Here is a 25,208-nt window from a genome sequence, read left to right on the forward strand (position 1 = left end):
CCTGCGCTGACCCACCCACCGGAAGTAGGGAACGCAACCATGGCAACGCCCGCAGCACCACGAGTCTCGACGATCATCCGGCCCGAGGACACCACGTCGGCCACCGATCATCCCAGTGAGCCGGGAACGGGGGTGACGGTGACCGAGGTGCTGGGGCACGCGAACGCGGCGACCCACATCGCGGTGGCGATCGTCGAGATCGCGCCGGGCGGCCACGTGCAGGGCCATCTCCACCCGTTCGAGGAATCCTTCTACGTCCTGCAGGGCACGCCGCTGCTGAACCTCGCAGGCACGCACTACCAGCTCGCCGAGCGGGACTTCGGGCTGGTGCCGTTCGCGCACGGCCACGCCTGGGCGAACCTCTCCGACGAGCCGGTCCGCCTGCTCCGGCTCTACGCGCCGCAGCCTCGCCCGATGAACGGCCGCGCGCCGTGGGGGGTGTACGCCGCGCCCGACGTCGAGCCGCCGACCTCCGGTCGTGCCGTCGTGGAGCTCAGCCCGCTGAACCCGTACGTCGGCCACTTCGAGGAGTCCGACATGGCGCCTCCCGGCTCGATCTCGATGCCCGGCTACCACGGCGCGAACATCCAGAACGTGCAGATCAGGATGATGGTCGACGACCTGTTGGGCGCGCGGCAGCACACCATGTTCATGGTCCAGTTCACGCCGTCCGACGCGATCCCGGTGACGGCGAAGGAGCACTTCCACACCTTCGAGGAACTCTACTACCTCATCGGCGGGAAGGCGATGGCCTCCTTCGACGGCGTGACCACGCCCGTCCAGGCGGGGGACCTCATCTTCGCGCCCACGGGCGCCTCCCACGGCTTCACGCCGATCGGCGACGAGCCGGTCTGCTGGATCGAGGCCCAGTCGCCGCTCCCGCCGGCCGCCAACGCCTTCACGTTCCACAACGACTGGGCGGACCTGACGCCGCTGGGCTGAGCCGGGTCGCGGGTGGCCGCCCATGACGATCGGCCCTGGGACCGCGTGGGGTGTCACGCGGTCCCAGGGCCGATGTGCGTACGCCGGGTCAGCCGACGGCGGGTGCGTCCGCCACGCCGACGGTGACCTCGGCGCGGTCCTCGCGGAGGGCCAGCGCCGGGACGGCGGCGCTCGCCACGGCGCCGACGAGGGCTACGGCGGCGAAGGCGGCGAAGTTCCACCCGAAGCTCACGCCCGAGCTGACCAGGATGCCGCCGACGATGGGGCCGGCGACGGAGCCCAGTCGGCCGAACCCGGTCGCGATGCCGAGGGCCGCTGGCCGGTGATCGGCCGGGAAATGCACGGCGACGTAGCCGAACACGACCATCTGGGTTCCCACCGAGGCCGCTCCGGCGACCCCGATCAGCAGGTACAGCACGGCCGTGGGAAGTTCGGCGGCGAGCAGCCCGATGGAGACCACGCCGACGAGGAAGGCGACGGTGGCCACGCCACGCGGACCGCGCCGGTCGGCCAGAGTGCTGCCGAGCAGCCCGCCGCCCACGGCGCCCACGTTGAACACGAGCAGGAAGCCGATCGAGGACTGGAGCGGGTAGCCGGCCTCACGCATCAGCTGTGGCAGCCAGGTGTTGAGCCCGAACACCAGGAGGAAGCCGGCGACGTTGGCGAGCGCGAGCAGCGCCAGGGCGACAGCCGAGCGGCCCTGGAGCAGGCCCTGGGTCGAGGCCGTCACCCGGCCCTGCTGCTGGAACCGCGGTGACTCCGGCAGGTACAGCAGGGCGATCGGCACCAGGGTGGCCAGCGGCAGGCCGCCGAGAGCGAACAGCGGCCGGAATCCGAAGGGCTCGAGCATGGTGATGCCCGCGATGGCCGCGAACACGCCGCCGATCGGGAAGCCGCTGAGCATGACGGCGTTGAACAGACCTCGGCGGTGAGGGGGTGCCACCTCGGTCACCAGCGCGATCGCCACCGGTGCGATTCCCCCGAAGCCGAGGCCCGCGAGGAACCGGGTGAGGGCCAGGAGGAGTGGCGTCGGCGCCGCGGACACCGCCAGCATCATCACCGAGAACCAGATCAGGCACCCGATGAAGGCCCGTCTGCTCCCGATGCGGTTCGTGACGGCGCCGATGCCGATCGCGCCGAAGAACATGCCGACCAACGCCATGCTGCCGATGGTCCCGACCTGGGTCGGGTTCAGGTCCCACTCGGAGTGGCCGAGCAGGGATGGCACGGCCGAGCCGTAGACGATGAGGTCGTAGCCGTCGAAGACGACCGCGGAGAACCCGAGGGCGACCACGATCCACGGCGCTCGGGCGCCGACTCGCCGCGCGTCAGGCATGACCGCCCCCGATCGGCGTGGGAACGGGGCTGGTGCGGGTGGCCGCCGGCCATGGGCCGGGCAGGGATGAGCTGATCACGCGATGTCTCCTTGCGTGTTAAGGATTGCTGGTTGCGTTAAGTGACACTTCCGAGACGGCATGATCTAAGTCACAGCGCGCGGCCGCGGCAAGGTCGCTTAACGGCCCGGCTAACAGTCGGTCGCGGGGCGACGCCGACGAGGCTCTCTGGCCTGCCCGGACCCATGAAGCGGTGCTCTCGACGTGCCCGGCCCGACAAGGGCGACCGCGCGATTACCCCGGCTCTAACACGGCGTGCCTAGCGTCACATCTCACGGTCCGGGACGGGCCGGCGCGGGGCGGCGGTCGGGGATCCCGGAGGCGCCGCAGGAGCGGGCACACGGTGTGCTCGCCGTTGATTCGGAAGAGGAAATGTCCATGCGAACTGGAGAGCAGTACCTGGAGTCCCTGCGGGACGGCCGGGTCCTTTGGGTCGGCGGCGAGCGCGTCGACGACGTCACGACTCATCCCTCGACGCGTGCCTTCGCGCAGCGGACGGCGCAGTTCTACGACCTCCACCACCGTCCGGACCTCCAGGACGTGGTGACCTTCGTCGACGACAGCGGCGAGCGGAAGTCGATGATGTGGTTCAAGCACGCCGACCTCGAGGGTCTGCGTCGTCGCCGCGCGTACCTCGAGACGGTGATCCGCGAGCTCGGCGCCGGCTCGGCGCCGCGCACGCCCGCGGCCAACGCCATGTGCCTCATCACCTACGAGGAGGACCCGCAGCCGTGGAGCGACACGTCGGTGGGCACTGACGGCCGTGACCTCACCGCCGGCATCCGGGAGTTCCTCGCGGAGGTCGAGGCCGGCGACCTGAACGCCTGCTTCGCGTTCATCGACCCCCAGCTGAACCGGTCGGATCCCGACGCGGCGAAGAACTCGCCCATGCTGCGGATCGTCGAGACCCGCGACGACGGCATCGTCGTCTCCGGCGTCAAGGCCGTCAGCACCGGCACGCCCTTCGCCGACTACATCCACCTCGGCGTCTTCTTCCGGCCCGGCATGCCCTCGGAGCAGGTCATCTACGCCGCGGTTCCGGCGAACGAGGCCGGCGTCACGATCGTCGCCCGGGAGAGCACCGTGCGGGACGGGGACACGGAGAACCACCCGCTGGCCTCGAGTGGCGACGAGCTGGACTGCATCGTGCTGTTCGACAACGTCTTCATCCCCTGGAAGCGGGTCTTCCACATCGGGAACCCCGACCACGCCGCCCTCTACCCGCAGCGCATCTTCGACTGGGTGCACTACGAGGCACTCGTGCGGAAGATGGTCCGGGCCGAGCTGATGGTCGGGCTCGCGCTGCTGATGACCGAGCACATCGGCACCTACCAGCTGCCGCCCGTCCAGGCGCGGATCGCACGTCTGGTCGAGTTCCACCAGACCCTCAAGGCGCACGTGGTCGCCTCGGAGACCGAGGGCTTCGTCTCGCCGGCCGGCCTCTACAAGCCGAACGTGCTGCTGTTCGACTTCGGCCGCTCCTACTACCTCGAGCGGTTCGCCGAGATGCGCAACGAGGTGGTCGACCTCGCCGGCCGTGCCTCGCTCCTGTTCCCCACCGAGGAGCAGTGGAACAACCCCGAGCTCCACGACTGGCTGGAGCCGCTGCAGCGCGGTGCGGTCGGCGAGCCCCACGACCGGGTCAAGATCTCCCGCGTGATCCGCGACCTCTTCCTCTCCGACTGGGGCGACCGGATCAGCACCTTCGAGCAGTTCAACGGCACGCCCATGCTGAGCACGCGCATGCTCACCATGAAACGAGCCGAGCTCGCGCCGTCGGGCCCGTTCGCGGACCTCGCGCGCAAGGTGTGCGGCATCGGCAAGGAGGCGGTGGAGGAGACGGACTACACCGCTCAGGCGGACTATGCCCGGGCCCTGGACAACGCTGCCGCTCGCTGAGCCGGTCCGGCACGGGCGGCCACCGGGGCTCACCCGGGGTCGCCCGTCGCCGGTGCCGCCCCGGGGCCTCGGGGCGGCCGCGGGCAGCGGCCTGCTCCAGTACTGTGTTCCCGGGCCGTGGGGCAGTCGGTCCGATGGTCGGAGGCGTGCGCGTGGTAGATAGCCGTGACGAGACCGGGCCCGCGGGCGCCCCGACGCCGGAGCGCGCGCAGCGCTTCATCATCCGGCGCAAGCTCCAGCGTCCCGAGCCCGCCCACGACGTCGTCGTCCGCGACCGTCTCACCGACCGGCTACGTGACCTCCTCGGGGCCCATCGGGTCGTCGAGGTGCTCGGCACCGCGGGCGCCGGCAAGACCACCGCGGTCGCTCTCGCCCTCCGCGGGCTGGACCGTCCGGTCGCCTGGCTGACCCTGGACGGCACCGAGCAGGCCGCCGGCCGCCTCCTGGTCTACCTGGAGGCGGCGGTCGGCGCGCTGGTGCCCGGCGCCGCGGACGTCGCCTCGGACGCCCTGAGCAGCAACCTGCAGATCGGTGAGGCCGCCGGCCTGCTGGCCGAGAGCCTCCAGGGCAGTGGCCCGGTCGTGGTGTGCGACAACGTCGAGCGGGTGGCCGCTGACGACGGCTGCCTCGCGGTCCTCTCCTCCTTCGCGAAGTACCTGCCGCCCGACGTGAACCTGGTCCTGATCTCGCGCGAGGACCTGCATCTCGACCTCGGGTCGTCCGGTGAGCACCGCCCGGTCGGCAGGCTGACCGAGGAGGACCTGGCGTTCGACCGCGAGGAGGCGCGCTCCGCGCTCGTCTCGGTCGGCCGCGAGGACGCCGACCCCGACCAGGTACTCGTCGCCACCGGCGGGTGGGTGACCGGCGTCCTCTTCGAGGGCTGGGCACGCCCCGAGACCGGACCGACGGATCCGGACTCCGTGCGCGCCTACGTGTCGGCCAACATCTTCGGCTCGCTCACCCCGGCCGAGCAGACCTTCCTCGTCCACACGAGCCTCCTCGGCGAGGTGTCGATCGACGGCGCCCGGTCGCTCGGTCAGGCGAACGCCGCGCAGCTGGTCGCCCGCCTGCGACAGCGACACCTCCCCGTGACCTGGTCGGCGGACCGTCAGCGGCTGACCCCGCACCCCGTCTTCCGGGACTTCCTGCGCGCGACGCTCGACAGCGAGGACGCGACGACGCGCGACCAGGTACGGCGCCGCTACGCCGAGGTGCTGATCTCCCGAGGCGAGCGCGAGGAGGCCGTCGACGAGCTACTGCGGCTCGGCGACCTCGATGCGGCCGGCCGCCTGGCGGCAGACGCCCTGCCCCATCTCGTGGCCCGGATGGACTTCCCGCTGGCGGCGCGGTGGCTGGACACACTCGGGGCGACGTCCCAACCCCCGAACGCCGTCATCGGTGCCGTGGTCCTGAGAGTGGCGTTCGCGCTCGAGCAGTGCGGTCGGGGCGTGGACCTCATCGACCGGTACGGCGACGCGTGGCTCCCCGCGCCGGGCGAGCCGGGCTTCGAGGAGGCGCACGTCCTCGCGGCCTGGTGTCTGTGGCACTCCGGTCGGCTGTCCGAGGCCCGGCTGATCGCCGATCGCGTGCCCGAGGGGCGCCATCGCGAGATCGTCCAGACCCTGATCGGGCTCGCTGCCGACGAGCGACCGCCGGAGCTCCCCAAGCTGTCGACGATGCCGTCGGGGCCGCTCGACGGCCTCCTGATGCGCCTTGCCTACATGCGAGGCCGCTTCGACGGGCTTGACGAACCGGGCTCCTTCGACCCGTGGCGGACCATCCTGGGCGGTCCCTGGGTGGTCGCCGCGCTGCGCGCGACCGGACGTCTCGACGAGGCGATGACGAAGTACGCCGAGCGCAGCGGCGCCGACCAGCCCGTCTGGCTGCACGCCATCGACGCGGTCGACCTGATGCTGGACGTCGGCCGGGCCGACGAGGCCTGGGCGCTGCTCCGCCACGGTAGGGAGCTGATCGCCACGACCGGGTCGGTGGTGTTCCGCAACATGAGCCTGCTGGCGGAGGCGAAGCTCCTCCTCCGCCTGGAGCGGAACGGCCCGGCCGCGGACCGGGTCCTCGCCGACGCGGCCTCCAGTGGAGCGCTCGACTATGCCTTCACCCGCGACGCCTGGCGGCTGTGGTCCGGCCTGTCGCTGCTTCACCAGGACCGCGACACCGAGGCGCACGAGCTGCTCGCCGCCTGTCTCGACGGCATGAGACGCGGTGACCGGCAGCTCGACCTGCCGGCGGCCGCCGTCTACCTGGCCGAGGCGCAGTGGCGCCTGGGCCTCGAGGACGAGTCCGACGAGACCGCGGAGTTCGCGATGGAGTGCGCCACCCAGCTCGGGTCGCAGCACCTGCTGCTGACCGCTCTCGCCGACATGCCGGCCGTCGCCACCCGGTCGGCCGACAACGTCGCGACCCGTACGTCCCCGTGGCACCGCGCCCTCGCGGTCCTCTCGGGGCACAGCCATGTCAGCGTCCATGTCGAGGCGCCCCGGCTCGTGCTGGAGGAGTTCGGCGACCCCGTCCTCACCGTGGACGGTTCCGTGGTGCAGCCCCGGCTGACGAAGAGCGTGGAGCTCCTCAGCTACCTGCTGGGCACGCCCGCGCGCCGGGCCAGCCGCGTGGAGCTGCTCGGCGCCCTCTTCGGCGGCCGCAACGACGGCGCCGGGCGCAGCTACCTGCGGCAGGCCCTTTACCGCCTGCGTGAGGTGCTGCCCGAGGAGCTGTCACCCGCGCAGAACGGCGACGTCTTCAGCCTCGCCGGCCCGGACCTCGCGCTGGGAACGGCCCAGCTCACCATCGACCTCATCGCCCAGGCCGGGCGGCAGGACGGCACGACCCGCCTCGCCACGCTCGAGCGCGCCATCGCCGCGACCGGGTCGGGACCGTTCCTGAAGTCGATGTCGGGGGAGTGGCTGAACCAGCGGCGCGAGGACCTGCGGGAGGCGCTCCTCGCCGCCCGGGTCGACGCGGCGACGATCGCCTACCAGCTCAGCCGGTACCGGGAGGCGAAGGGATGGATCGACGAGGTCCTGCAGGAGGACCCGTACCGCGAGCAGGCCTGGCAGCTCGCGATCAGGCTCGCCCAGGGAACCGGGAGCGACGACGCCGTGCTCGCGCTGTACCAGCGCTACGCCGCACGGATGCGGGAGCTGGGCGTGCCGCCGTCGGACGACGTACGACGTCTGGTCACGCAGTTCCGCCGCTGAGGACGGTGGCGATTTCGCCTCCATAAACATGTCCCTCCTCACACTCGAACTCCCAGTGTCGAGCCGTACGGAGGGCAACCATGCACACGACCTTCGCCCAGGACAGGCAGGCGACCTATCGCGGCGCGATGGCTCGCTTCACCACCGGCGTCACCATCATCACCACCCATACGCCGGACGGGCCGGCGGGGATGACCGCCAGCGCGGTGGCCTCGGTCTCGCTGGACCCGCTGATGCTGCTGATCTGCGTCGGCAACGACCTGGCGAGCAGGGACGCCATCTCCGAGGCCGGCGCGTTCGCGGTGAGCGTCCTCGCGGACGGGCAGGAGCGGACCGCGCTGCGCTTCGCGAGTCGGTGCGACGACAAATTCGCCGGCATCGACTTCCGTTCCGACCATGGGCTGCCGGTCGTCGACGGCGCTGTGGCGCACTTCGCCTGCACCGTCCACGAGGAGGTGGCCGGAGGCGACCACACCATCTTCATCGGCAAGGTCGTCAGCTGCGCCTACGATGCCGAGTCCGACCCGCTCGTCTACTTCGCAGGCCGGTTCAACAGCCTCTGCGACCCCGACTCGCATGCCCGCATGGCCTTCGAGTGGCAGCTCGCGGCCTCGCTCTGAGCAGCGCGACCCCGACCTCGTGACCATGCTGCCTGAGCTCGTCGGCCCGGACGCCCGGTCCGGTCACCGGGCCACCGGCGACGCGGCCGTCGCCCAGTGCGCCGAACGGCACGCGCTGTGGTGACGCCGGCATCAGTGGCCGCTCGGCGCTCCTGGGGCAGTGCGCTCCGCGAGGCGGTGCGCCCGCCGTCGCTGAAGCGATCGGCGATCGCGGCAGGGGTCGTCGGCACGACGCTGCTGATCGCGAACCTCGGCGCTCGCCTGGTCGCGGAGCCCTTCACGATCGGTCTCGCCGTCAAGGTCTTCCTGACCTACGCGGTGCCCTGGGGGAACGCCACCGTCGGCATCGCCATGGGGTTGAGGGAGCAGGACGTATGAGGGGCGTACGAGGGCTGCTCGCGCGATCAGGAGCTCAACGACGGCAGGTGCGTCACCGAGCCCGCCGGGGCGGGGACATCGTGCCCGCGGACGTCGTCGCGTCGTCCGACGACCACCCAGATCGCGACGCAGTCTTCGGTGCCGTCGTTGCTCAGCCGATGCGGCGTCATCGAGTCGAAGGTGATCGCGTCGCCGGTCGTCATCGGATAGCTCTCGAAGCCGACTTGCACCGTCAGGCTGCCGGAGAGCACGAAGCCGTACTCGTGCCCGCCGTGCCGCATCATGTCCTCCTCGGGGCACGATGCGCTCCCCGGCGCGTACGTGACGTGCAGGAAGTCGACCTGAGGGTCGGCCGCCTGGGTCAGCCGCTCCCACACGACACCGGGGAACTGGATCCGGGCCCGCCCGCCGGCCGGCTGCAGTGGCTGCTCCACCCGGAACCCGCGCGACGCGATGGCCGGGGCCGCCGCGCCACGGGCCGAGACCGGGCGTTCGGTGGTCTCGGCCATCAGCTGGTCGATCGAGAGACCCAGGACGTCGACCAGCGCGTAGAGCGTGCCGACACTGGCATTGGCCTTGTTGCGTTCGAGCTGGGAGATGAAGCTGGGCGATACGCCGATGCGGCGCGCGAGCTCGCGCAGCGACATCCCCTGTGCCTCGCGCGCGGCGCGGACGTTCGGTCCGATCAGGTCGACGGGGGCTGCTCCGTCGACGGGCTCGCTGCTGGTCATCGGCACTTTCCTCCGGTCTGCGCGACGGTCGATGGGACCGCGTTGTTCAGCACTGGAAAACACTAGCGCAGAGAACTCCGCGAAGCTGCGCTCCTCTTCTGACGCCCGAGCGGGCGGACAGCTCACACGGCGTCCAGAGAGACTCTTGACAAAGTGTGAAGTAGCACTCAACATCATAAACAACCACTGAACGCGGCATTCGTCGCAGTGGAACGACCGCAAGGAGCTGGAGATGCACGACAGCCTGTGGCAGCCGATCAAGGTCGGCGGCCTGGACCTCGACCACCGGATCGTCATGGCGCCGATGACCCGCAACCGGTCCACCCCGGAGGGCGTCCCGAACCCCATGAACCTCGAGTACTACGCCCAGCGCGCGGCGGCCTCGGCGCTCATCATCACCGAAGGCACACAGCCGTCGGAGGACGGTCAGGGCTACCTGCTGACCCCGGGCATCTACACGCCCGCCCAGATCAACGGCTGGCGCAAGGTCACCGATGCCGTCCACGACGCCGGCGGCAGGATCTTCATCCAGCTCATGCACGTCGGTCGCGTCGGACACCCCGTCAATACCCCGCACGGCCGCACGCCCATCGCGCCGTCCCCGGTCAGGGCGGCCGGCACGATCGTCACCTACGACGGCCCGCTCGAGCTCCCGGTCCCGCGCGAGCTGACGACCGCCGAGGTCCGCGGCGTGGTCGACGACTACCGCCGCGCCGCGGCAGCGGCGATGGAGGCCGGGGCCGACGGGGTCGAGATCCACGGTGCCAACGGCTACCTGATCCACCAGTTCCTGGCGCCGAACACCAACCTGCGCACCGACGAGTACGGCGGGTCCGACGAGAACAAGGCGCGGTTCGCGGTCGAGGTGACCGAGGCCGTCGTGGCCGAGATCGGCGCGGAGCGCACCGGTTTCCGCATCGCGCCCGGCAACCCGTTCAACGACATCCAGGAGACCGAGCCGCAGGCGCTCTACCTCCACCTGGTCGAGCGGCTCGCCGGCCTCGACCTCGCCTACCTGCACCTCGTCCGGCCCGCCGACGACGACTTCGTCAAGGGGATCCGCGCCGCCTGGCCGAACCCCTTGATCGTCAACCACGCGCGCCAGCCTCTCGAGCCGCGCATCGACGACCTCGCGAACGGCCTGGCCGACCTCCTGTCGTTGGGTGCCCTGCACATCGCGAACCCGGACCTCGCCGTCCGGCTCAAGGGCGGCCACCCGCTGAACCAGCCCGACCCGGACACCTTCTACGGCGGCGACAGCCGGGGATACGTCGACTACCCCGCGCTCGACGTCTGAGGACCGACGGGAGTCCCTGCGCGCTCCCGTCCACCGCACGATGACGTGCGGCGCGCGAGGTGACGGGACCCGGACCGCTCGTCACCTCGCGCATCAGTTCACCCCGTACCAGCAACAGCGAGCAGATCGAGGAAACACCGACGATGGCGATCGCCACCACGAACCCCGCGACGGGACGCGTCGAGCGCACCTTCGAGGAGCATGACGCGGCCGAGATCGAGCGGCGACTCGAGCGCGCCGAGCAGGCGAGCCGGGAGCTGCGGCGTACGTCGTACGCGCAGCGCTCGGCCTGGCTGCACGCGGCCGCCGGCCTGCTCGAGGAGGAGGCGGAGCAGACGGCGCGGATCCTGACCACGGAGATGGGCAAGACCATCGCCCAGGCCCGTGCCGAGGTCGCGAAGTGCGCCAAGGGGCTCCGGTTCTACGCCGACCACGGCGCGGCGATGCTGGCCGACTCCCCGTTGGACGACGCGAGCGTCGTCGGCGCCGAACGGGCGTGGACGCGGTACGAGCCGTTGGGGCCGGTGCTCGCCGTGATGCCGTGGAACTACCCGTTGTGGCAGGTCATCCGGTTCGCCGCCCCGGCCCTGATGGCCGGCAACGCCGGCTTGCTCAAGCACGCGTCCAACGTGCCCCAGGCGGCGCTGTACCTCGACTCCCTGTTCGAGCGCTCCGGCTTCCCCTCGGGTGCGTTCCAGGCGCTGATGATCGGTGCGGGCAGGGTGGACGAGGTGATCCGTGACCACCGGGTCCGGGCGGTGACCCTCACCGGGTCCGAGCCGGCCGGCCGCTCGGTGGCGGCGGTCGCCGGCGCGCAGGTCAAGAAGGTCGTCCTCGAGCTCGGTGGAGCCGACCCCTTCATCGTCCTGCCCAGCGCCGATCTGGATCGGGCCGTCGCGACCGCCGTGGCCGCCAGGGTCGTCAACAACGGGCAGTCGTGCATCGCCGCGAAGCGGTTCATCGTCCACCAGGACGTCTACGACGAGTTCGTCGCGGCCTTCGTCAAGCAGATGGGCGGGCTGAGGGTCGGCGACCCCCTCGACGAGGCCACCGACGTCGGCCCGATCGCCACGCAGGCGGGTCACCGCGACCTCGTCGACCTGGTGGCCGACGCGGTCGAGGCCGGCGCGACCGCCACGGTCGGCCAGCGCGTGCCGGACGAGGGCTGGTACTACCCACCGACGGTCCTGGAGGACGTCACCGAGGGGATGCGGGTCTACCGAGAGGAGACGTTCGGGCCGGTGGCCACCGTGTTCCGGGCGACTGACGCCGACCAGGCGCTCGCGATCGCCAACGACACCTCGTTCGGCCTGAGCTCCTCGGTGTGGACCTCGGACCAGGCCGAGGCGGACCGCTTCGTCGCCGACCTCGAGGCCGGAGCCGTGTTCGTGAACGGGATGACGATCTCCTATCCCGAGCTGCCGTTCGGCGGCATCAAGGACTCGGGCATCGGCCGGGAGCTCGCTGCCGAGGGGATCAGGGAGTTCTGCAACCTCAAGACCGTCTGGACCGTGTCATGACGGCGATCGGCTTCCTCGGTCTCGGGGCGATGGGAAGTGCCATCGCGTCGAACCTGCTCCGGCAGGGCATCGACGTCGTCGTCTGGAACCGCTCGCAGGAGCGGGTCGCGCCTCTCGTCGCCCTCGGCGCGCGGGCCGCGGAGTCCGCCGAGGAGGCGCTGCGGCAGCCGGTGTCCATCTCCATGCTCGCCAACGACGCCGCGGTCGACCAGGTCCTGACCGCCGACGCGATGGCCGCGGCCACGGGGTGTGTCCATCTCTGCACCGCCTCCATCAGCCCCCAGGCGTCGGACCGACTCGAGCAGACCTGTCGTGACCTCGGGGTCTCCTACGTGGCCGCACCGGTCCTTGGCCGCCCGGAGGTGGCGGCTCGCGGTGACCTCAACGTGGTCGCGGCCGGTCCCGCCGACGTGATCGACCGGGTGCAGCCGTTGCTCGACGTCATCGGGTGCCGCACCTGGCGCGTCGGCGAGGTGCCCCGGACCGCGAACGTGGTCAAGGTGGCGGTGAACTACAACATCATCCACGCGCTCCACGCGCTGGGGGAGTCGGTCGCACTCGTCGAGAGGCATGGCGGCTCGGCGGCCGAGTTCACCGAGCTGCTCAGCAGCACCATGTTCGGCGGGGTCGTCCACCAGGTGTACGGCCGCATCATCGCCGAGCGGAGCTACTGGCCCGCGGGGTTCACCCTCGAGCTGGGGCTCAAGGACCTGGAGCTCGCTGCCGTCACGGCCGAGGAGGCCGGCGTCGAGCTGCCCTCGGTTCCCGTCCTCCGCTCCATCTTCGCGGACGCCCTGCGAGACGTCGTACCTCCGGACGCGGACTGGTCGGCGATCGCCGAGGTCACCCGCACCCCGACCGAGGGACCCTGACCTCCGCCCGTCGACCGGTTCTCACCCCTTCCCGGTCGACGGGCGGTGACCCACCCCGACCGCACCACCCGCTCCGCGCACCTGGCGGAGAAGAGCATCCAGAGGAGCACCAGATGTTGAGCAGCACCGCGAGTACCGGAACGAATGCCGTCGACTGGGAGGAGCGCATCGACTTCGATCGGTTGCGCAGCGAGCGCCTGGCGCGGCTCAAGGCCGAGCTGGCGACGTCGGAGTGCGGCGCCGTCCTCGCCTTCGACTTCTCCAACATCCGCTACATGAGCGCCACCCACATCGGCACCTGGGCGATGGACAAGCTGATCCGGTTCAGCCTCCTCACCCGGCGCACCGACCCCGTGGTGTGGGACTTCGGCTCGGCGGCCAAGCACCACCTGCTGTACAACCCCTGGCTCTCCGAGACCACGGCGGAGGCGGACGCCGACCCGCATGCCCCGCACCACGGCGCCGTCCGGCCGCGACTCGAGACCGGCGCCCGTGCCGGCATCTCCACCCTCCGCGGCGCCTTCAGTCCCGACGCCGAGATCGCCCGCTCGGTCGCCCGGAAGATCAAGCGGGAGCTGGAGAAGTTCGGTCTTCAGAACGAGCCCCTCGGCGTCGACGTGATCGAGATGCCGATCCTCTTCGCCCTCCAGGACGAGGGCATCCAGGTCGTCGACGCCCAGCAGATCTTCATGGAGGCGCGGCGGGTCAAGACCCACGACGAGATCGCGCTGCTGACCCAGGCGGCGTCGATGGTCGACGCTGCGTACGAGAACCTCTACGAGTTCCTCCGGCCGGGGGTCCGGGAGAACGAGTGCGTCGGCGTGGTCGCCAAGACGCTCTACGACCTGGGCTCCGAGTACGTCGAGGGTGTCAACGCCATCAGCGGAGAGAGGTGCTCCCCGCACCCGCACGTCTTCTCCGACCGGCTGATCCGCCCGGGAGACCCCGCCTTCTTCGACATCCTGCACAGCTTCAACGGGTACCGGACCTGCTACTACCGCACGTTCGCTGTCGGCTCGGCGAGCCGGGCGCAGCACGATGCCTACAAGCGCGCCCGCGAGTACATGGACCACGCCATCGCCCTGGTCCGGCCCGGCGCCACCACGGCCGACATCGTGTCGGTGTGGCCGACGGCGCAGGAGTTCGGATTCCCTGATGAGGAGGCGGCCTTCGCGCTCCAGTACGGCCATGGTGTCGGCCTGTCGATCTGGGAGAAGCCGATCTTCTCGCGCCTGGTCTCGCTCGAGCACCCCGAGGTGCTGCAGGAGGGCATGGTCTTCGCCCTGGAGACCTACTGGCCCTCGGCCGACGGCATCGGTGCCGCCCGCATCGAGGAGGAGATCGTCGTGACCGCCGATGGTTGCAAGGTCATCACCAAGTTCCCGGCGGAGGATCTGATCGTCGCCGGCCGCAAGTACTACGCGGTGGGTGGCGAGCTGCCCACGCTGCGCGACGCCCAGTCCCACCTGAACACCGAGGCGGGCCGCGGCGGCATCCCCGGATGAGCTCGGGAGCGATGATCCGTGGCCGGACGAAAGATCACGCGTTCGCGTGATGTGGTGCCGGTCCGGCTCCCGCGACGATGCACAGACCGGAGGATAGGCCGGTGGGACGAACGAGAGGACTGTGATCATGGGCTCCGCTTCCGGCACGGCGTTCGTCACTCGTGCAGGGCTGCGCGGCATGACGTACCGCCGGCGGGGCGTCGAGGCCCCTGGGCGGCCGGTGGTCGCGATCGGCCAGTTCGACGGCGTCCACCTGGGCCATCGACTCCTGGTCGACGAGGCGAAGCGACACGCCGCCGCCGTCGGCGCGCCGACGGGGGCGATCACCTTCGATCGCCATCCGCTGCAGGTGCTGGCGCCGGGAACGGCTCCTGTCGAGCTGACCTCGCTCGACGAGAAGGTCGCGCTCCTGCTCGATGCGGGCCTCGACCTCGTCGTGGTTCTCGAGGTAGGACACGCGCTGCTAGCGACCGAGCCGCGGGACTTCGTCGACGACCTGCTCTCCGGCGCCCTGGACGTCGCCGCGGTCGTGGTCGGGACCAACTTCAGGTTCGGCCGGGGCGCCGCGGGTGACCCCTCGACCCTGCGGGCGCTGGGTCTGGAGCGAGGGTTCGACGTGGCCTGCCCGGAGCTCGCGCTGCACGGCGACGACGCCATCTCCTCGACGCGGATCCGGGCCGCGATCGGCGCCGGCCGACTCGACCGGGCGGCGGCGATGCTCGGGCCGTCCTTCGCCCAGACCATGACAGCCATCGGACAGCGAGGAATGCGATGAACGCCGGGATCGATGCACGGATGGAGGGCGCGACGCGCGTCCTCACGATCGCGAACGGTGCGAGGAACCTCCTCGATCCACCGTTGATGGACCAGCTGCGATCGCTGCTGCTGGAGGCGGACACGGATCCGCAGGTCCGCGCCGTCCTGCTCACCGGTGCCGGGGACACCTACTGCGGAGGCCTGGACATCTCCGCGATCAAGGAGGGCGCTGACCCCCGCGACTTCGCTGCCACCCTCGTGGAGCTGCTCCGGGTCATCCCCCGGTTGGGCCTGCCTGTCGCATCGGCGGTCAACGGCGACGCGCTGGCGTCCGGAGCGTCCCTGGTGGCTGCCTCGGACTACGCGGTGGCCGGCGAGCACGCGCGGATCGGGACGGTGGAGGTCAGCGCCGGCCTGTGGCCGATGATCGCGCAGGTGCCCGTGATCCATCGTCTGGGCGCGCGCGGCGCGATCGAGAACGTCGGCTCGGGCGAGCCGTTCACCGCAGCACGCGCGAGGGAGGTGGGCCTCGTCCAGCAGGTCGTCGAGGCGGGGAAGGACCTCTCGGCCGCCCTGGTATGGCTGGAGAACGCCTCACGTGCCCCTCTCGCCGGGCCCGACGGGCGGCGCTCCCTCTACGAGTTCGCGGACATGTCGTACGACGACGCGCTGGATGCGTCCGTACCGCGGTTCCTGGCGCTGTTCGACTGAGGTCCGCCCGCGACGGATCGGGACCGTCGCCGCTCGCGAGGAGGCTACTGCTCCAGCAGGTCGGGTCCGGTCGCGTTCCGTTGCAGGGCCAGCCTGGTCAGCTCGACGCGGGTGTTGATGTCGAGCTTGGTGAAGACATGGCGCAGGTGGGTGCCGACGGTGTGGATCGAGACCTGGAGCATCGACGCGATCGCCCGGTTGGTGTGTCCGGCCACGACGAGCGAGGCGACCCTGAGCTCGGACGCCGTCAGGCTGTCCCATCCGGTGGCCGGGGCACGGCCGGCTCCCCGGGCCTGTGGCCGGTGTGTCTGCTGCGTCGTCGTCGCCTTCAGCGCCTCGACCACCACGGCCTGGTCGCTCGCCTCCCGTGCGATCGCGTCGAAAGTGCGACGGAGCGCCTCGCTCTCGGGGCCGGGCGCGACCAGCATCGGCCACAGCCGTGGCGGCAGGGACATGATCCGTGCGGTGTTGGCGTATCGACGCAGCCAAGGGCGGCCGACGTGCGCCTCGCTGCCACCGAGGCGGATCAGCGCGGCGGCGGTCCAGGCGTCATAGGTGCGCGGTCGTGCCGGCAGGGTCGCGTCGGCCATCAGTCGCCGCGCGCGGCTGAGGTTGCCTCTGTCGGCCTCGACGATGCTGAGAACCGATCGGCTCAGCGGGACGTACCTCGCGATCTCGAGGGTGTCGGCGACGTGGATCGCCGTCTCGGCCTCCGCGGCAGCGTCGTCGAGCTCGTCGAGGAGCCACCGCTCGATGGCCCGCACGGTATGCCAGTACGGCACCGACCAGACGAACCCTCGCCGCTCCGCCTGCCGCTGGCCGGCGAGAAGGAGGTCCGAGGCCTCGGGGGCTCGGTCGCTCGACAGCATGACCGTGGCCAGCCAGAGCTCGGGGATGCGTGGCGCCGGCAGCGGTCGGGCGGCGGAGACCTCGAAGGAGTGGGCGGCGCGCTCGGCCAGCTCGAGCGCCGTGCTCACCTGGCCCTTGCTGAACGCGAGCTGGGACCTGAAGAGCTCGGCGCTGAGCTTGACCGCTGGGTCGTCGCTGAGGTCGATGGACTCGGCCAGCACCTCCGAGAGCCGGGTGGCGGCATCGACCTCACCGAGGTTCACGTGGCCCACCGCGCTTGTCTTCAGCAGAGCGATCCGCAGCTGGTCGTCGATCCCGGAGAGGGCGAGGGCCCGGGCCACGTGATCCATCGCCTCGCCGTCGTCGCCGGCAGCCTGGTGCAGGTGGGCGGCGACCAGCCGCAGTCTCGCCTCGTCCTGATCGCGCAGGCCGGCCGTGCTGCGCTGCTCGACGAGGTCGAGCGCCTCTCCGACACGACTGGTGTTCCCCAGGTCGCGTGCGGCGGACGTGACGAACTCGATGTGGTGGGGGTCGTAGGGGTCGAAGAGCTGGCTGACGCGCAGGGCGAGCTCGGCGGCATCCTCCGGCGCGACCGGAGAGAGTCGTGCGATCGCGGCGCGGATGAGGGCGAGCTCGCTGTCGCTGAGGTGTCCGGTCGAGCGGATCAGGTGCCAGACGGCGTCGGACTCCGCCCCCGGACGCTGGAGCTCGCGGGCGACATCGTGGTGGAGGGCTCGCCGAACCGGGTCCGACAGACCGGTGTAGATGTCGGTGCGGAGGCTCGGGTCGGCGAAGCGCAGGCGTGGGCCGTCGTCGGCGAGGACTCCGCTCTGGAGGGCAGCGTCGACCTCGCCCAGCAGGCTGCCGACTGTCCGTTCGAGGACCCGGGCCACCACGTCGAGATCGAACTCGACGCCGACCACGGCGGCGACCTGGAGGAAGGCCAGTGGCATCGAGGTGACCACCCGCTGGTCCCTCGGGTCGTGGCAGGGGATGGTGTAGGTCTTCAGGCGCCGGAGCACGGAGAGCACCCGGTCGCCGCGGCGTGAACCGGGGCCGATGCCCACCACCCAGCAGATGGGTAGATGGCGCAGCGGCCCGGGGAGAGTGCGGAGGGCCTGGAGGCTGGCCGGATCGGTCCAGCGCAGGTCCTCGACGATGACGACGACGGGCCGTGTGCGGGAGAGCGCCTCGAGCATCTCGGCAGATCGGTCGCTCTGGAGACCCTCGTCGTGGGTCGTGCTCGTCGTGGTCGTCGAGAGCTCCTCGAGGAGCCTCGACCGAGCGGAGACCTCGTCGGTCTCGACGGCGGTGACGGTGACCGACACGAAGCCGAGCTCGTTCGCGCGGGCCCTGACCTCGTCGAAGGCGTCGGCTGTGCGGGTCCGCTCGTCGAGCTCGACGACGAGCGCTGCGGATGCGCCGTGCTCGAGATGCCGGAGGGCCTCGGAGATCTCGGGGCGCGGGACCGGAGGCATGCCTACAGCATGCGACACCGCCGGGCCCCCTGCTGGACGGAACGGCGATTTCACCCAGGTGAACGGGGGTGACCGTGGCACCCGGTCACCCCGACGGCCGTCACCGTGCGAGGACCGGACAACGCCGACAGAGAAGGAAGACCATGCGTACTGGCAAGGAATACCTCGAGGCCCTGAACGACGGCCGGAGGGTGTGGGTGGGTGACGAGCTCATCGACAACGTCGCCACACATCCCCGGACCCGGGCATTCGCGAAGCTCACCGCCGACTTCTACGACCTGCACCACCGCCCCGACCTCGAGGACGTCATGACGTTCGTGGACGAGGACGGCGTCCGCCGGTCGATGATGTGGTTCAAGCCGATCGACAAGGAGTCGCTGCGGCGCAAGCGCCACTACCACGAGACCCTGCTCCGCAACCTCGGTGCGGGCGCGGCGCCGAGGTCCCCCGATGTGAACAACTCGGTGTTCCGCACCTACGTCGACGACCCGCGCCCGTGGAGCGACCAGTCCGTCGGAACCGACGGCCGCGACCTGGTCCCGGGCATCCTCGAGTTCTGCGACCTGCTGCGCGAGGGGGACCTCAACGCCGCAATCGCGTTCGTCGACCCGCAGACCGACCGGTCGCGGGAGTCCGCCCAAGCGGAGTCGCCGAACGTGCATGTCGTGTCGACGAACGACGAGGGCATCGTCGTGTCCGGGGTGAAGTCGGTGGCGACGGGGGCGGTCTTCGCGGACTACATCAACCTCGGCACGTTCTACAAGCCCGGGGTCACCTCGGAGCAGATCGTGTTCGCCGGCGTACCCGCGAACGCCCCGGGCGTGACGATGATCAACCGGGAGGCCAACGTGCGCGACGGTGAGGAGACCGAGCACCCGATGGCCTCCCAGGGCGACGAGCTCGACACCACGATCATCTTCGACAACGTCTTCATCCCGTGGAACCGCGTCTTCCATCTCGGCAACCCCGAGCACGCCAGCTACTACCCGCAGCGGGTGTTCGACTGGGTGCACTACCAGGCGGTCGTCCGGGAGATGGTGCGCGCCGAGCTGATGCTGGGTCTCGCGTTGCTCATCACCGAGCACACCGGCACCTACGCGATCCCGCCGGTCCGGGCCCGGGTGTCGCAGTTCGTGGGCTTCATGCAGACCTTGAAGGCCCACGTGGTCGCCTCGGAGGAGGACGGGTTCATGACGCCCGGAGGAACGTACAAGCCCAACGTCCTCATGTTCGACTTCGGCCGCGTGTTCTACCTGGAGAACATCAGCCGGCTCACCGCCGAGCTGCTCGACCTCTGCGGTCGCGCGTCGCTGGTGTTCCCGACCGAGGGGCAGTGGCAGAACCCCGAGTTCCGGCCGTGGCTGGAGGCGCTGCAGTCCGGTCCGGTCGGGCGTCCGCACGACCGGCTGAAGATCAGCCGGGTCATCCGCGACTACTTCATGTCCGACTGGGGCGACCGGATGGCGGCGTTCGAGGGCTTCAACGGGACGCCGATCCTTCTCATCCGAGAGCTCACGATCCGGCGCGCGGAGATCTCGGCCGCGGGCCCGATCGCGGATCTCGCCCGGTCGATCTGCGAGATCGAGAACCCCGAGCGTCCCGACCAGACCGAGTACCTCGCCCAGGCCGAGTACGCACGGCTCCAGGACAGCGCCGCCGGTCGTTGACGACGCCGTGACCGCTTCAGCCGGTCATGAGGCTCCGGGACCGGGCAGCGGCGACCGCCGCTGCCCGGTCGTGGACCTCGAGCTTCCTGAAGATGGAGCTGACCTGGGTCTTGACGGTGTTGTGGGACACGTAGAGCTCCGCCGCGATCTCGCGCAGGGTCAGCGGACCGCTGAGGGCGCGCAGGATGCGACGCTCTCGCTCCGAGAGCGCGGATGTCGCCGGACGCGTCGTCGTGAGCCGGGGGCGGCCGGAGTCCGAGGGCGTGCGGAGCTGCTCGGCCCGGCGCCGTAGCCGTGGCTCCAGCCCGGCGGCGGTCGAGCCGAGTACGTCGAGCACGGTCCTGGCCGCCGTGTCAGCCGCGTGGACGTCGCCGACGGCGATGCTCAGCTCCGCGAGCGCGAGGTGGGCGTTGGCCACCACCCACCGACTGGAGGGACACAGGCGCCCGGCGGTGGCGATGGCCTCGCTGGCGGCCTCCACCGCCGTCGGGAGCCCCCTGGCTGCGTCAGCGAGGGCGCCGCCGGCCAGGGCATGGACCAGCGCGAGCTGGTCGCCGCAAGCGCGTGAGGACACCTCCGCGGCGCTGAACCTGGCGCTGGCCTCACTCGCCCGACCGACCCGCAGCAGGTCCAGGCCTACCGCCACCTCGTCGATCGCCCGCCAGACGCCACGCAGCTCGTCGGCGGCGGGAGCAGGGCCGAGGACCTCGCCGAGGAGCGCCTGGGTGAGCCGTCGAGCGGAGCGCAGCGCGTCCTCGAGGGTGATGCCGGGGCCGACGACCAGATGCGGATCGCCCTGGATTCGGGCGACATCGCTCCACCGACGCCACTGGACGTGATCGCCTGCTGCGAGGCTGGCCATGGCGCGGACCAAGCAGAGACGAGGGTTTGCGGTGACGCGGTGCTCGGGGAGCAGTGTGAGCGCGGCCAGAACCTGGTCGCATCGCCCAGAGAGGACGGTTCGCTGCCAGCCGTCGAGCAGCGCGCTCTCGGCGGCCTCGTGGAGCCCCAGGTCGGCATAGGCACGCACGGCCTCGTCGAGTCGGCCGTCGCCCGCCAGCCAGCCCGCGTACCTCTCCTTGAGCTGTGCGTACCTCGACCAGTTCTCGGCTCGGAGCTCGTCGTGGAGATGTCGCGCGAGGACGGGGTGGAGGGCGAAGACGCCCTCCGAGGACATCGTCGCCAGCTGCGTCGTCGCCGCGAAGCTTGTCAAGAGCCTGCCGCAGGCCGGGTCCTGGGTCAGGTGGAGTGCGAGCGCCGGCCCGACCGGCCCCCCGATGGCGACGGCGTGGAGGATCCGGTGCATCTCGGTGGTGACCTTCTGCATCACCTGCCCATGCACGTAGTCGCGCAGCGCCTCCTCGCCGGCACCGGCACCGAGGTCGGCGTACGCCTGCACGCCCACCGCCCAACCGGCGAGCTCGGGTGCCGGGTAGCCCAGGGTCGTCTCGACGTCGGTTTCGCTCAGCCGCAGGTCGTCGGCGCGGACGGTCGTGGCGACGATGCCGTCCGTGTGGCTCCTGGTGAGCCAAGGAAGGCATCGGTGACGGGTGGTGATGATCCAACGCAGTGCTTCGGGGCTCGACTCCACCAGGTCGACCAGGAGTTGTTGGGTCTCCTGCGCGGTGATCAGCTCGGTGTTGTCGAGGACCAGGGAGCACGGGTCGCCGGCCGCCAGCGTCGAGAGGGAGCCGATCAGGACGTCGGTCCAGCGGTCGGGGTCGACCGGCTCGTCCGCGAGCTCGGCGGTGTGGGGATTCAGGGTCCTCAGGATCGTTCGCGCCAGCGTCCCGGGTGCGTTGTCGCGCCGGGTCAGGTCGACGCGTCGGGCGCCGGGGCGGTTCGCCGCCCACGCGGCGACGAGCGTCGTCTTGCCCGACCCGGGCGGACCGCTGACGACGACGACTCGACGGTCCTCGTCGTCGAGCCGTCCGAAGAGCTCAGCCCTACGTCCGGGAACGGACGAGGGAGGACGCAGTGGATCAGATCCCCGCGACATCGTTCACGCGATGCGGCCGAACTCGCCACCACAGTGGATCAGCGGCCGCACCTGATCGACGTGCCCGTAGGAGAGCACCGTGCCGATGAAGATGGTGTGATCGCCACCGGGAAGCTCGTCCGCGACGTCGCAGACGATGGAGGCGATGGCGTCGTGCAGGACCGGAACACCGCGGCCCTCGTCATAGGAGACTCCGGCGAACCGGTCACCCTGTGAGGAGAACTGTCTGGCCAGATCCTGGTGCTCCTCACCGAGGACGTTGACACAGAATCGGCCGTGCTCGGCGATCGCCGACCGGGTGAAGAGGTGGTTGCCGACGCACACGAGCAGCTGCAGCGGATCGAGCGACAGCGGCGTCACCGAGCTGGCGGTCATGCCGACAGGTACCTCGCCTGCCCTCGTCGTGATGACGGTGACGCCGGAGGGCAGTCGGGACATCGTGGCGCGGAACGCGAGGGCTTCGTCGACGAGTGCGGCGGCAGTCACGGGTTTCCTCCTGGGTCGTCCGGATCGGTGAGCGGCCCCGGGAAGGGGCATCACCCATCGTGGACTCGCGTTGCGCAGGTCACATCGCACGAACGTGTGATTCTGGGCAGGCTGGTGGATGCCGCAGCCGAACCGCTCACCGTCCGCGGTTGACCGCGTCAGGACGGATCGCCTGGGGTGCCCACAGAGCCGTCGCCCCGAGCACGTAGGCGCGCTGGATCCGCCTCGCCAGCCTCACGATCGCCGAGTGACGCACTCGGCGCCCGCCCTCAGACATGCGGGTCGACCCCGGCAGGGGGCTCACCCAGATCGAGCTCGAGCCCCAGGACCCGGTGGAATCGGCTGAGCGCGTTCCACAGCGAGATGGACATCGTGAGCTCGACCAGCTCGTCGGGGGAGAACAAGGAGCTGACCCTCTCGAGCAGCTCCGGCGCCACGCCCTGCGGACAGGCCGCGGCCTCGGTCACCGCGAGGTCCAGCGTCACGGCCTTGGTGAACTCGAGCGCAACCCGCTCCGTGCTCGAGAAGGTGCTGTGGTCGCCGGACGCGAGGAGTGCGAGGTCGCTCTCGTCGATCCCCTTCGCCAGCGCCGAGTAGCAGCGGTGACTCGTCGTGTAGCGACAGTGGTGCAGAAGTGCGACGTAGACCGCTGTGAGCTCCTTGATCCTCGGTTCGATCGCCCCCGGCCCGGACACGTGCCGGACGAACGGCAGATAGGTCGACAGCATGCCCGGACGTTGGGCGATCGCCAGCCAGGTGTTCAGCAACGTGCCGAAGCCGGCCTCGCCCGCCTCCAGTGCGGGCAGATCGACGGGGGAGACCTGCTCCCGGGTCGCCAACGGAATCAGTGCCATGACGGTGCTTCCTCTCTTGTTCGTGTCTCTCGGTCTCGTGGACGCGGGCCGGGGGTGTCTTCGGCGCTGGCCGTCAGATCACTGACTTGCCGAGCCCGCCGTCGACCTGGAGCACCTGACCCGTGACGTACGACGAGAGGTCCGACGCCAGGAACAGGGCGGCGGCGGCGATCTCAGACGGCTCGGCCCACCGTCCCAGCCGGATGCCGAGGCGCTCGACCATGCCGTCGCGCACGGCCTCGGCCGTGGAGCCGTTCTGCTCGGCCGTCGCGGCGTGGCGGTCCTTCCAGACCTGGGTGAGGGTCATGCCGGGCGAGATGCCGTTGACCAGGACGCCGTGCGGAGCGGCCTCCGCGGCGAGGTAGCTGGTCATGGCGACCACCGCGGCGTTCACGGCGGCGGCGATGCCGATGCCGGGCACGAGGACGTGCGCGGCCATGCCTGCGATGTTGACGATCCGCCCGGCCTCACTCTTCTGCAGCAGCGGGAGCGCCGCGCGGGAGACCCGCAGGTAGCCCGTGGCCTTGCCCTCGAGAGCATCGGTAAGAGCAGACTCCTCCGCCTCGCTGAGGGCGCTGTTGACCAGCAGCGGGGCGGCGCTGTTGACCAGCACATCGAGGCCGCCGGTCCACGCGGCGACCGCGTCGAAGGCGCCGGCGACGGCGGCATCGTCCGTGACGTCGGCGACCAGCGTCAGGATGCGATCCGCGTCGGGTGAGATCTGACGCGCGGCGTCCTTCAGCTTCGGCTCGGTCCTGCCCAGGAGGGCGACCGACGCTCCCTGCTCGTGCAGGGCCTGCGCGATCGCGAACCCCAGACCGCTGCCACCTCCGGTGACCAGCGCGGTGCGTCCGTCGAGGCGAGTTCCCAATGTCATTGCTGTACGTCCTTCGCGGGTGTGCTCCGACGCCGTGGCCGGCGTCGCTTTCCGGCCCAGTGTGAAGAGGTGCCGCCGGCACCGCAAAGGCCATTAACGGGCCGCTAACGGAGCCGATCCGGGGTTAACGACCGCATAACTCGAGGTGACATAGAACACTCCGGCAGCGGCGAGGTCAGGGCACACGACAGGCCCGGCCGACGGCGACATCGACGCGGCTCGGCCGCCTTCAAGCGAGTGGGGATCACCTATGGACCGACCAGACGGACGAAGTTCGGAACTTAAAGGAGTCATCAGGAATTCCAGTATCGAGATCATCCCGCTGAAGGGCGCCGAGGAGGCGGTCGCGAATATGCCGGCCGACCGGCCGTTGACGATCACATGCTCGCCGAAGTTCGGCCTGGAGCGCACCCTGCGGCACGTCGCCAGCGCCCGGCGAGCCGGCCACCGAGTGGTCCCTCACCTCGCTGCTCGCATGGTCGGAGACCGCCAGGAGCTGAGATCGTTCGTGAACCAGGTCGTCGACCTGGGTGTGGACGACCTGTACGTCGTCGGCGGCGACGGCGACCTGCCGGTCGGTCCCTACGGTGACGCGCTCGAGATCCTGCGGGACCTCGCCGAGTTCGACCACGGCCTGCGCCGCCTCGGCGTCGGCTGCTATCCCGAGGGTCACCCGAAGATCGATGACGACGTGCTGCACGAGGCGCTGCTCCAGAAGCAGGAGTACGCCGACTACATGGTCAGCCAGCTCTGCTTCGACTCCGGGGCCCTGGCGGGCTGGCTCGGCTCCGCCCGCGCGGGCGGTGTCACGCTGCCCCTGCGGGTCGGCGTCGCTGCCCCGTTGCAGACTCGGAAGCTGATCGAGCTCTCCTTGAGGATCGGTGTCGGCCAGTCGGTCCGGTTCCTCTCGAAGCAGCACGGCATCGTCGGGAACCTCCTCCTCGGGCGTGCCTACGAGCCCCTCGACCTCCTCACCGAGCTCAGCCGCGAGGTCTCCTTCGCCGCCGACGGGGTCGAGGGTCTGCACCTCTTCTCGTTCAACCAGCTCGAGCCGACCCTCGGGTGGCTCTCCCGCGCCGGCGAGCTTCGCGATCCGGATGCATCCAACGACGCCAGCATCGCCATCAACTGACCCACGACATCAGAAAGCACGTGCGAACG

20 protein-coding genes are annotated in these 25,208 nt (G+C 70.6%); 13 read left to right on the forward strand and 7 right to left on the reverse strand.

Annotation, left to right across the window (positions count from 1 at the left end; genetic code table 11):
- The first annotated feature begins 39 nt into the window (after nt 1-39).
- On the forward strand, nt 40-942 hold the full coding sequence (locus ACUP6Y_RS04290; RefSeq protein ID WP_462554398.1) for a cupin domain-containing protein: 903 nt from the start codon (nt 40-42) through the stop codon (nt 940-942).
- An 88-nt stretch (nt 943-1,030) separates the two neighbouring features.
- Here ACUP6Y_RS04290 and ACUP6Y_RS04295 read toward each other — a convergent pair whose 3' ends face one another.
- Complete coding sequence (locus ACUP6Y_RS04295; RefSeq protein ID WP_462554399.1) at nt 1,031-2,278, reverse strand: MFS transporter; 1,248 nt, start codon at nt 2,276-2,278, stop codon at nt 1,031-1,033.
- 436 nt (nt 2,279-2,714) lie between these two features.
- On the opposite strand from ACUP6Y_RS04295, the gene ACUP6Y_RS04300 reads away from it, so the two are divergent.
- The 4 genes from ACUP6Y_RS04300 (at nt 2,715) to ACUP6Y_RS04315 (ending at nt 8,445) form a co-directional block, all read left to right on the forward strand.
- The gene (locus ACUP6Y_RS04300) at nt 2,715-4,235 is read left to right on the forward strand and encodes a 4-hydroxyphenylacetate 3-hydroxylase N-terminal domain-containing protein (RefSeq protein ID WP_462554401.1); all 1,521 of its coding nucleotides are present in this window, start codon (nt 2,715-2,717) and stop codon (nt 4,233-4,235) included.
- 146 nt (nt 4,236-4,381) lie between these two features.
- Entirely contained in the window at nt 4,382-7,447 is a 3,066-nt protein-coding gene (locus tag ACUP6Y_RS04305) for a BTAD domain-containing putative transcriptional regulator (protein WP_462554402.1), read from the forward strand.
- 80 nt (nt 7,448-7,527) lie between these two features.
- Nucleotides 7,528-8,067, forward strand: coding sequence for a flavin reductase family protein (locus tag ACUP6Y_RS04310; protein WP_462554403.1), 540 nt, complete (start codon nt 7,528-7,530; stop codon nt 8,065-8,067).
- Nucleotides 8,068-8,202: 135 nt separating this feature from the next.
- Entirely contained in the window at nt 8,203-8,445 is a 243-nt protein-coding gene (locus ACUP6Y_RS04315; protein ID WP_462554404.1) for a hypothetical protein, read from the forward strand.
- A 26-nt stretch (nt 8,446-8,471) separates the two neighbouring features.
- On the opposite strand, the gene ACUP6Y_RS04320 is transcribed toward ACUP6Y_RS04315, so the two are convergent.
- Nucleotides 8,472-9,176 (reverse strand): helix-turn-helix domain-containing protein, encoded by a 705-nt coding sequence (locus tag ACUP6Y_RS04320; protein WP_462554405.1) that lies wholly within the window; start codon nt 9,174-9,176, stop codon nt 8,472-8,474.
- A 232-nt stretch (nt 9,177-9,408) separates the two neighbouring features.
- On the opposite strand from ACUP6Y_RS04320, the gene ACUP6Y_RS04325 reads away from it, so the two are divergent.
- From ACUP6Y_RS04325 to ACUP6Y_RS04350, 6 genes are all read left to right on the forward strand, one after another.
- Nucleotides 9,409-10,473, forward strand: coding sequence for an alkene reductase (locus ACUP6Y_RS04325; RefSeq protein WP_462554406.1), 1,065 nt, complete (start codon nt 9,409-9,411; stop codon nt 10,471-10,473).
- A gap of 143 nt (nt 10,474-10,616) precedes the next feature.
- Nucleotides 10,617-11,993: an NADP-dependent succinic semialdehyde dehydrogenase gene (locus tag ACUP6Y_RS04330; RefSeq protein ID WP_462554407.1), complete on the forward strand. Its 1,377-nt coding sequence runs from the start codon at nt 10,617-10,619 to the stop codon at nt 11,991-11,993.
- Complete coding sequence (locus ACUP6Y_RS04335) at nt 11,990-12,865, forward strand: NAD(P)-dependent oxidoreductase (RefSeq protein ID WP_462554408.1); 876 nt, start codon at nt 11,990-11,992, stop codon at nt 12,863-12,865. The genes ACUP6Y_RS04330 and ACUP6Y_RS04335 overlap by 4 nt, the downstream gene beginning before the upstream one ends.
- A 113-nt stretch (nt 12,866-12,978) precedes the next feature.
- Nucleotides 12,979-14,370 (forward strand): M24 family metallopeptidase, encoded by a 1,392-nt coding sequence (locus tag ACUP6Y_RS04340; protein ID WP_462554409.1) that lies wholly within the window; start codon nt 12,979-12,981, stop codon nt 14,368-14,370.
- A gap of 127 nt (nt 14,371-14,497) precedes the next feature.
- Nucleotides 14,498-15,145 carry a hypothetical protein gene (locus tag ACUP6Y_RS04345; RefSeq protein ID WP_462554410.1) on the forward strand — a complete coding sequence of 216 codons (648 nt, stop codon included), beginning with the start codon at nt 14,498-14,500 and terminating at the stop codon, nt 15,143-15,145.
- A 20-nt stretch (nt 15,146-15,165) separates the two neighbouring features.
- Nucleotides 15,166-15,837 (forward strand): enoyl-CoA hydratase/isomerase family protein, encoded by a 672-nt coding sequence (locus ACUP6Y_RS04350; protein WP_462556622.1) that lies wholly within the window; start codon nt 15,166-15,168, stop codon nt 15,835-15,837.
- Nucleotides 15,838-15,881: 44 nt separating this feature from the next.
- Here ACUP6Y_RS04350 and ACUP6Y_RS04355 read toward each other — a convergent pair whose 3' ends face one another.
- The gene (locus ACUP6Y_RS04355; protein ID WP_462554411.1) at nt 15,882-18,164 is read right to left on the reverse strand and encodes a LuxR C-terminal-related transcriptional regulator; all 2,283 of its coding nucleotides are present in this window, start codon (nt 18,162-18,164) and stop codon (nt 15,882-15,884) included.
- Nucleotides 18,165-18,307: 143 nt separating this feature from the next.
- Between ACUP6Y_RS04355 and ACUP6Y_RS04360 the strand changes: the two genes are divergently transcribed.
- Nucleotides 18,308-19,831 (forward strand): 4-hydroxyphenylacetate 3-hydroxylase N-terminal domain-containing protein, encoded by a 1,524-nt coding sequence (locus ACUP6Y_RS04360; RefSeq protein ID WP_462554412.1) that lies wholly within the window; start codon nt 18,308-18,310, stop codon nt 19,829-19,831.
- A gap of 16 nt (nt 19,832-19,847) precedes the next feature.
- Here ACUP6Y_RS04360 and ACUP6Y_RS04365 read toward each other — a convergent pair whose 3' ends face one another.
- The 4 genes from ACUP6Y_RS04365 to ACUP6Y_RS04380 form a co-directional block, all read right to left on the reverse strand.
- Nucleotides 19,848-21,830, reverse strand: coding sequence for a LuxR C-terminal-related transcriptional regulator (locus ACUP6Y_RS04365; protein WP_462554413.1), 1,983 nt, complete (start codon nt 21,828-21,830; stop codon nt 19,848-19,850).
- A gap of 3 nt (nt 21,831-21,833) precedes the next feature.
- A complete protein-coding gene (locus tag ACUP6Y_RS04370; protein ID WP_462554414.1) occupies nt 21,834-22,367 on the reverse strand; it encodes a flavin reductase family protein in 534 nt (177 codons plus the stop codon).
- Between the two features lie 218 nt (nt 22,368-22,585).
- A complete protein-coding gene (locus ACUP6Y_RS04375) occupies nt 22,586-23,170 on the reverse strand; it encodes a carboxymuconolactone decarboxylase family protein (protein ID WP_462554415.1) in 585 nt (194 codons plus the stop codon).
- A gap of 73 nt (nt 23,171-23,243) precedes the next feature.
- Nucleotides 23,244-24,047, reverse strand: coding sequence for an SDR family NAD(P)-dependent oxidoreductase (locus ACUP6Y_RS04380; RefSeq protein ID WP_462554416.1), 804 nt, complete (start codon nt 24,045-24,047; stop codon nt 23,244-23,246).
- Nucleotides 24,048-24,522: 475 nt separating this feature from the next.
- Between ACUP6Y_RS04380 and ACUP6Y_RS04385 the strand changes: the two genes are divergently transcribed.
- On the forward strand, nt 24,523-25,179 hold the full coding sequence (locus ACUP6Y_RS04385) for a methylenetetrahydrofolate reductase (RefSeq protein ID WP_462554417.1): 657 nt from the start codon (nt 24,523-24,525) through the stop codon (nt 25,177-25,179).
- The last annotated feature ends 29 nt before the right edge of the window (nt 25,180-25,208 follow it).

It is taken from the genome of Nocardioides sp. S5-5, from assembly GCF_054954065.1.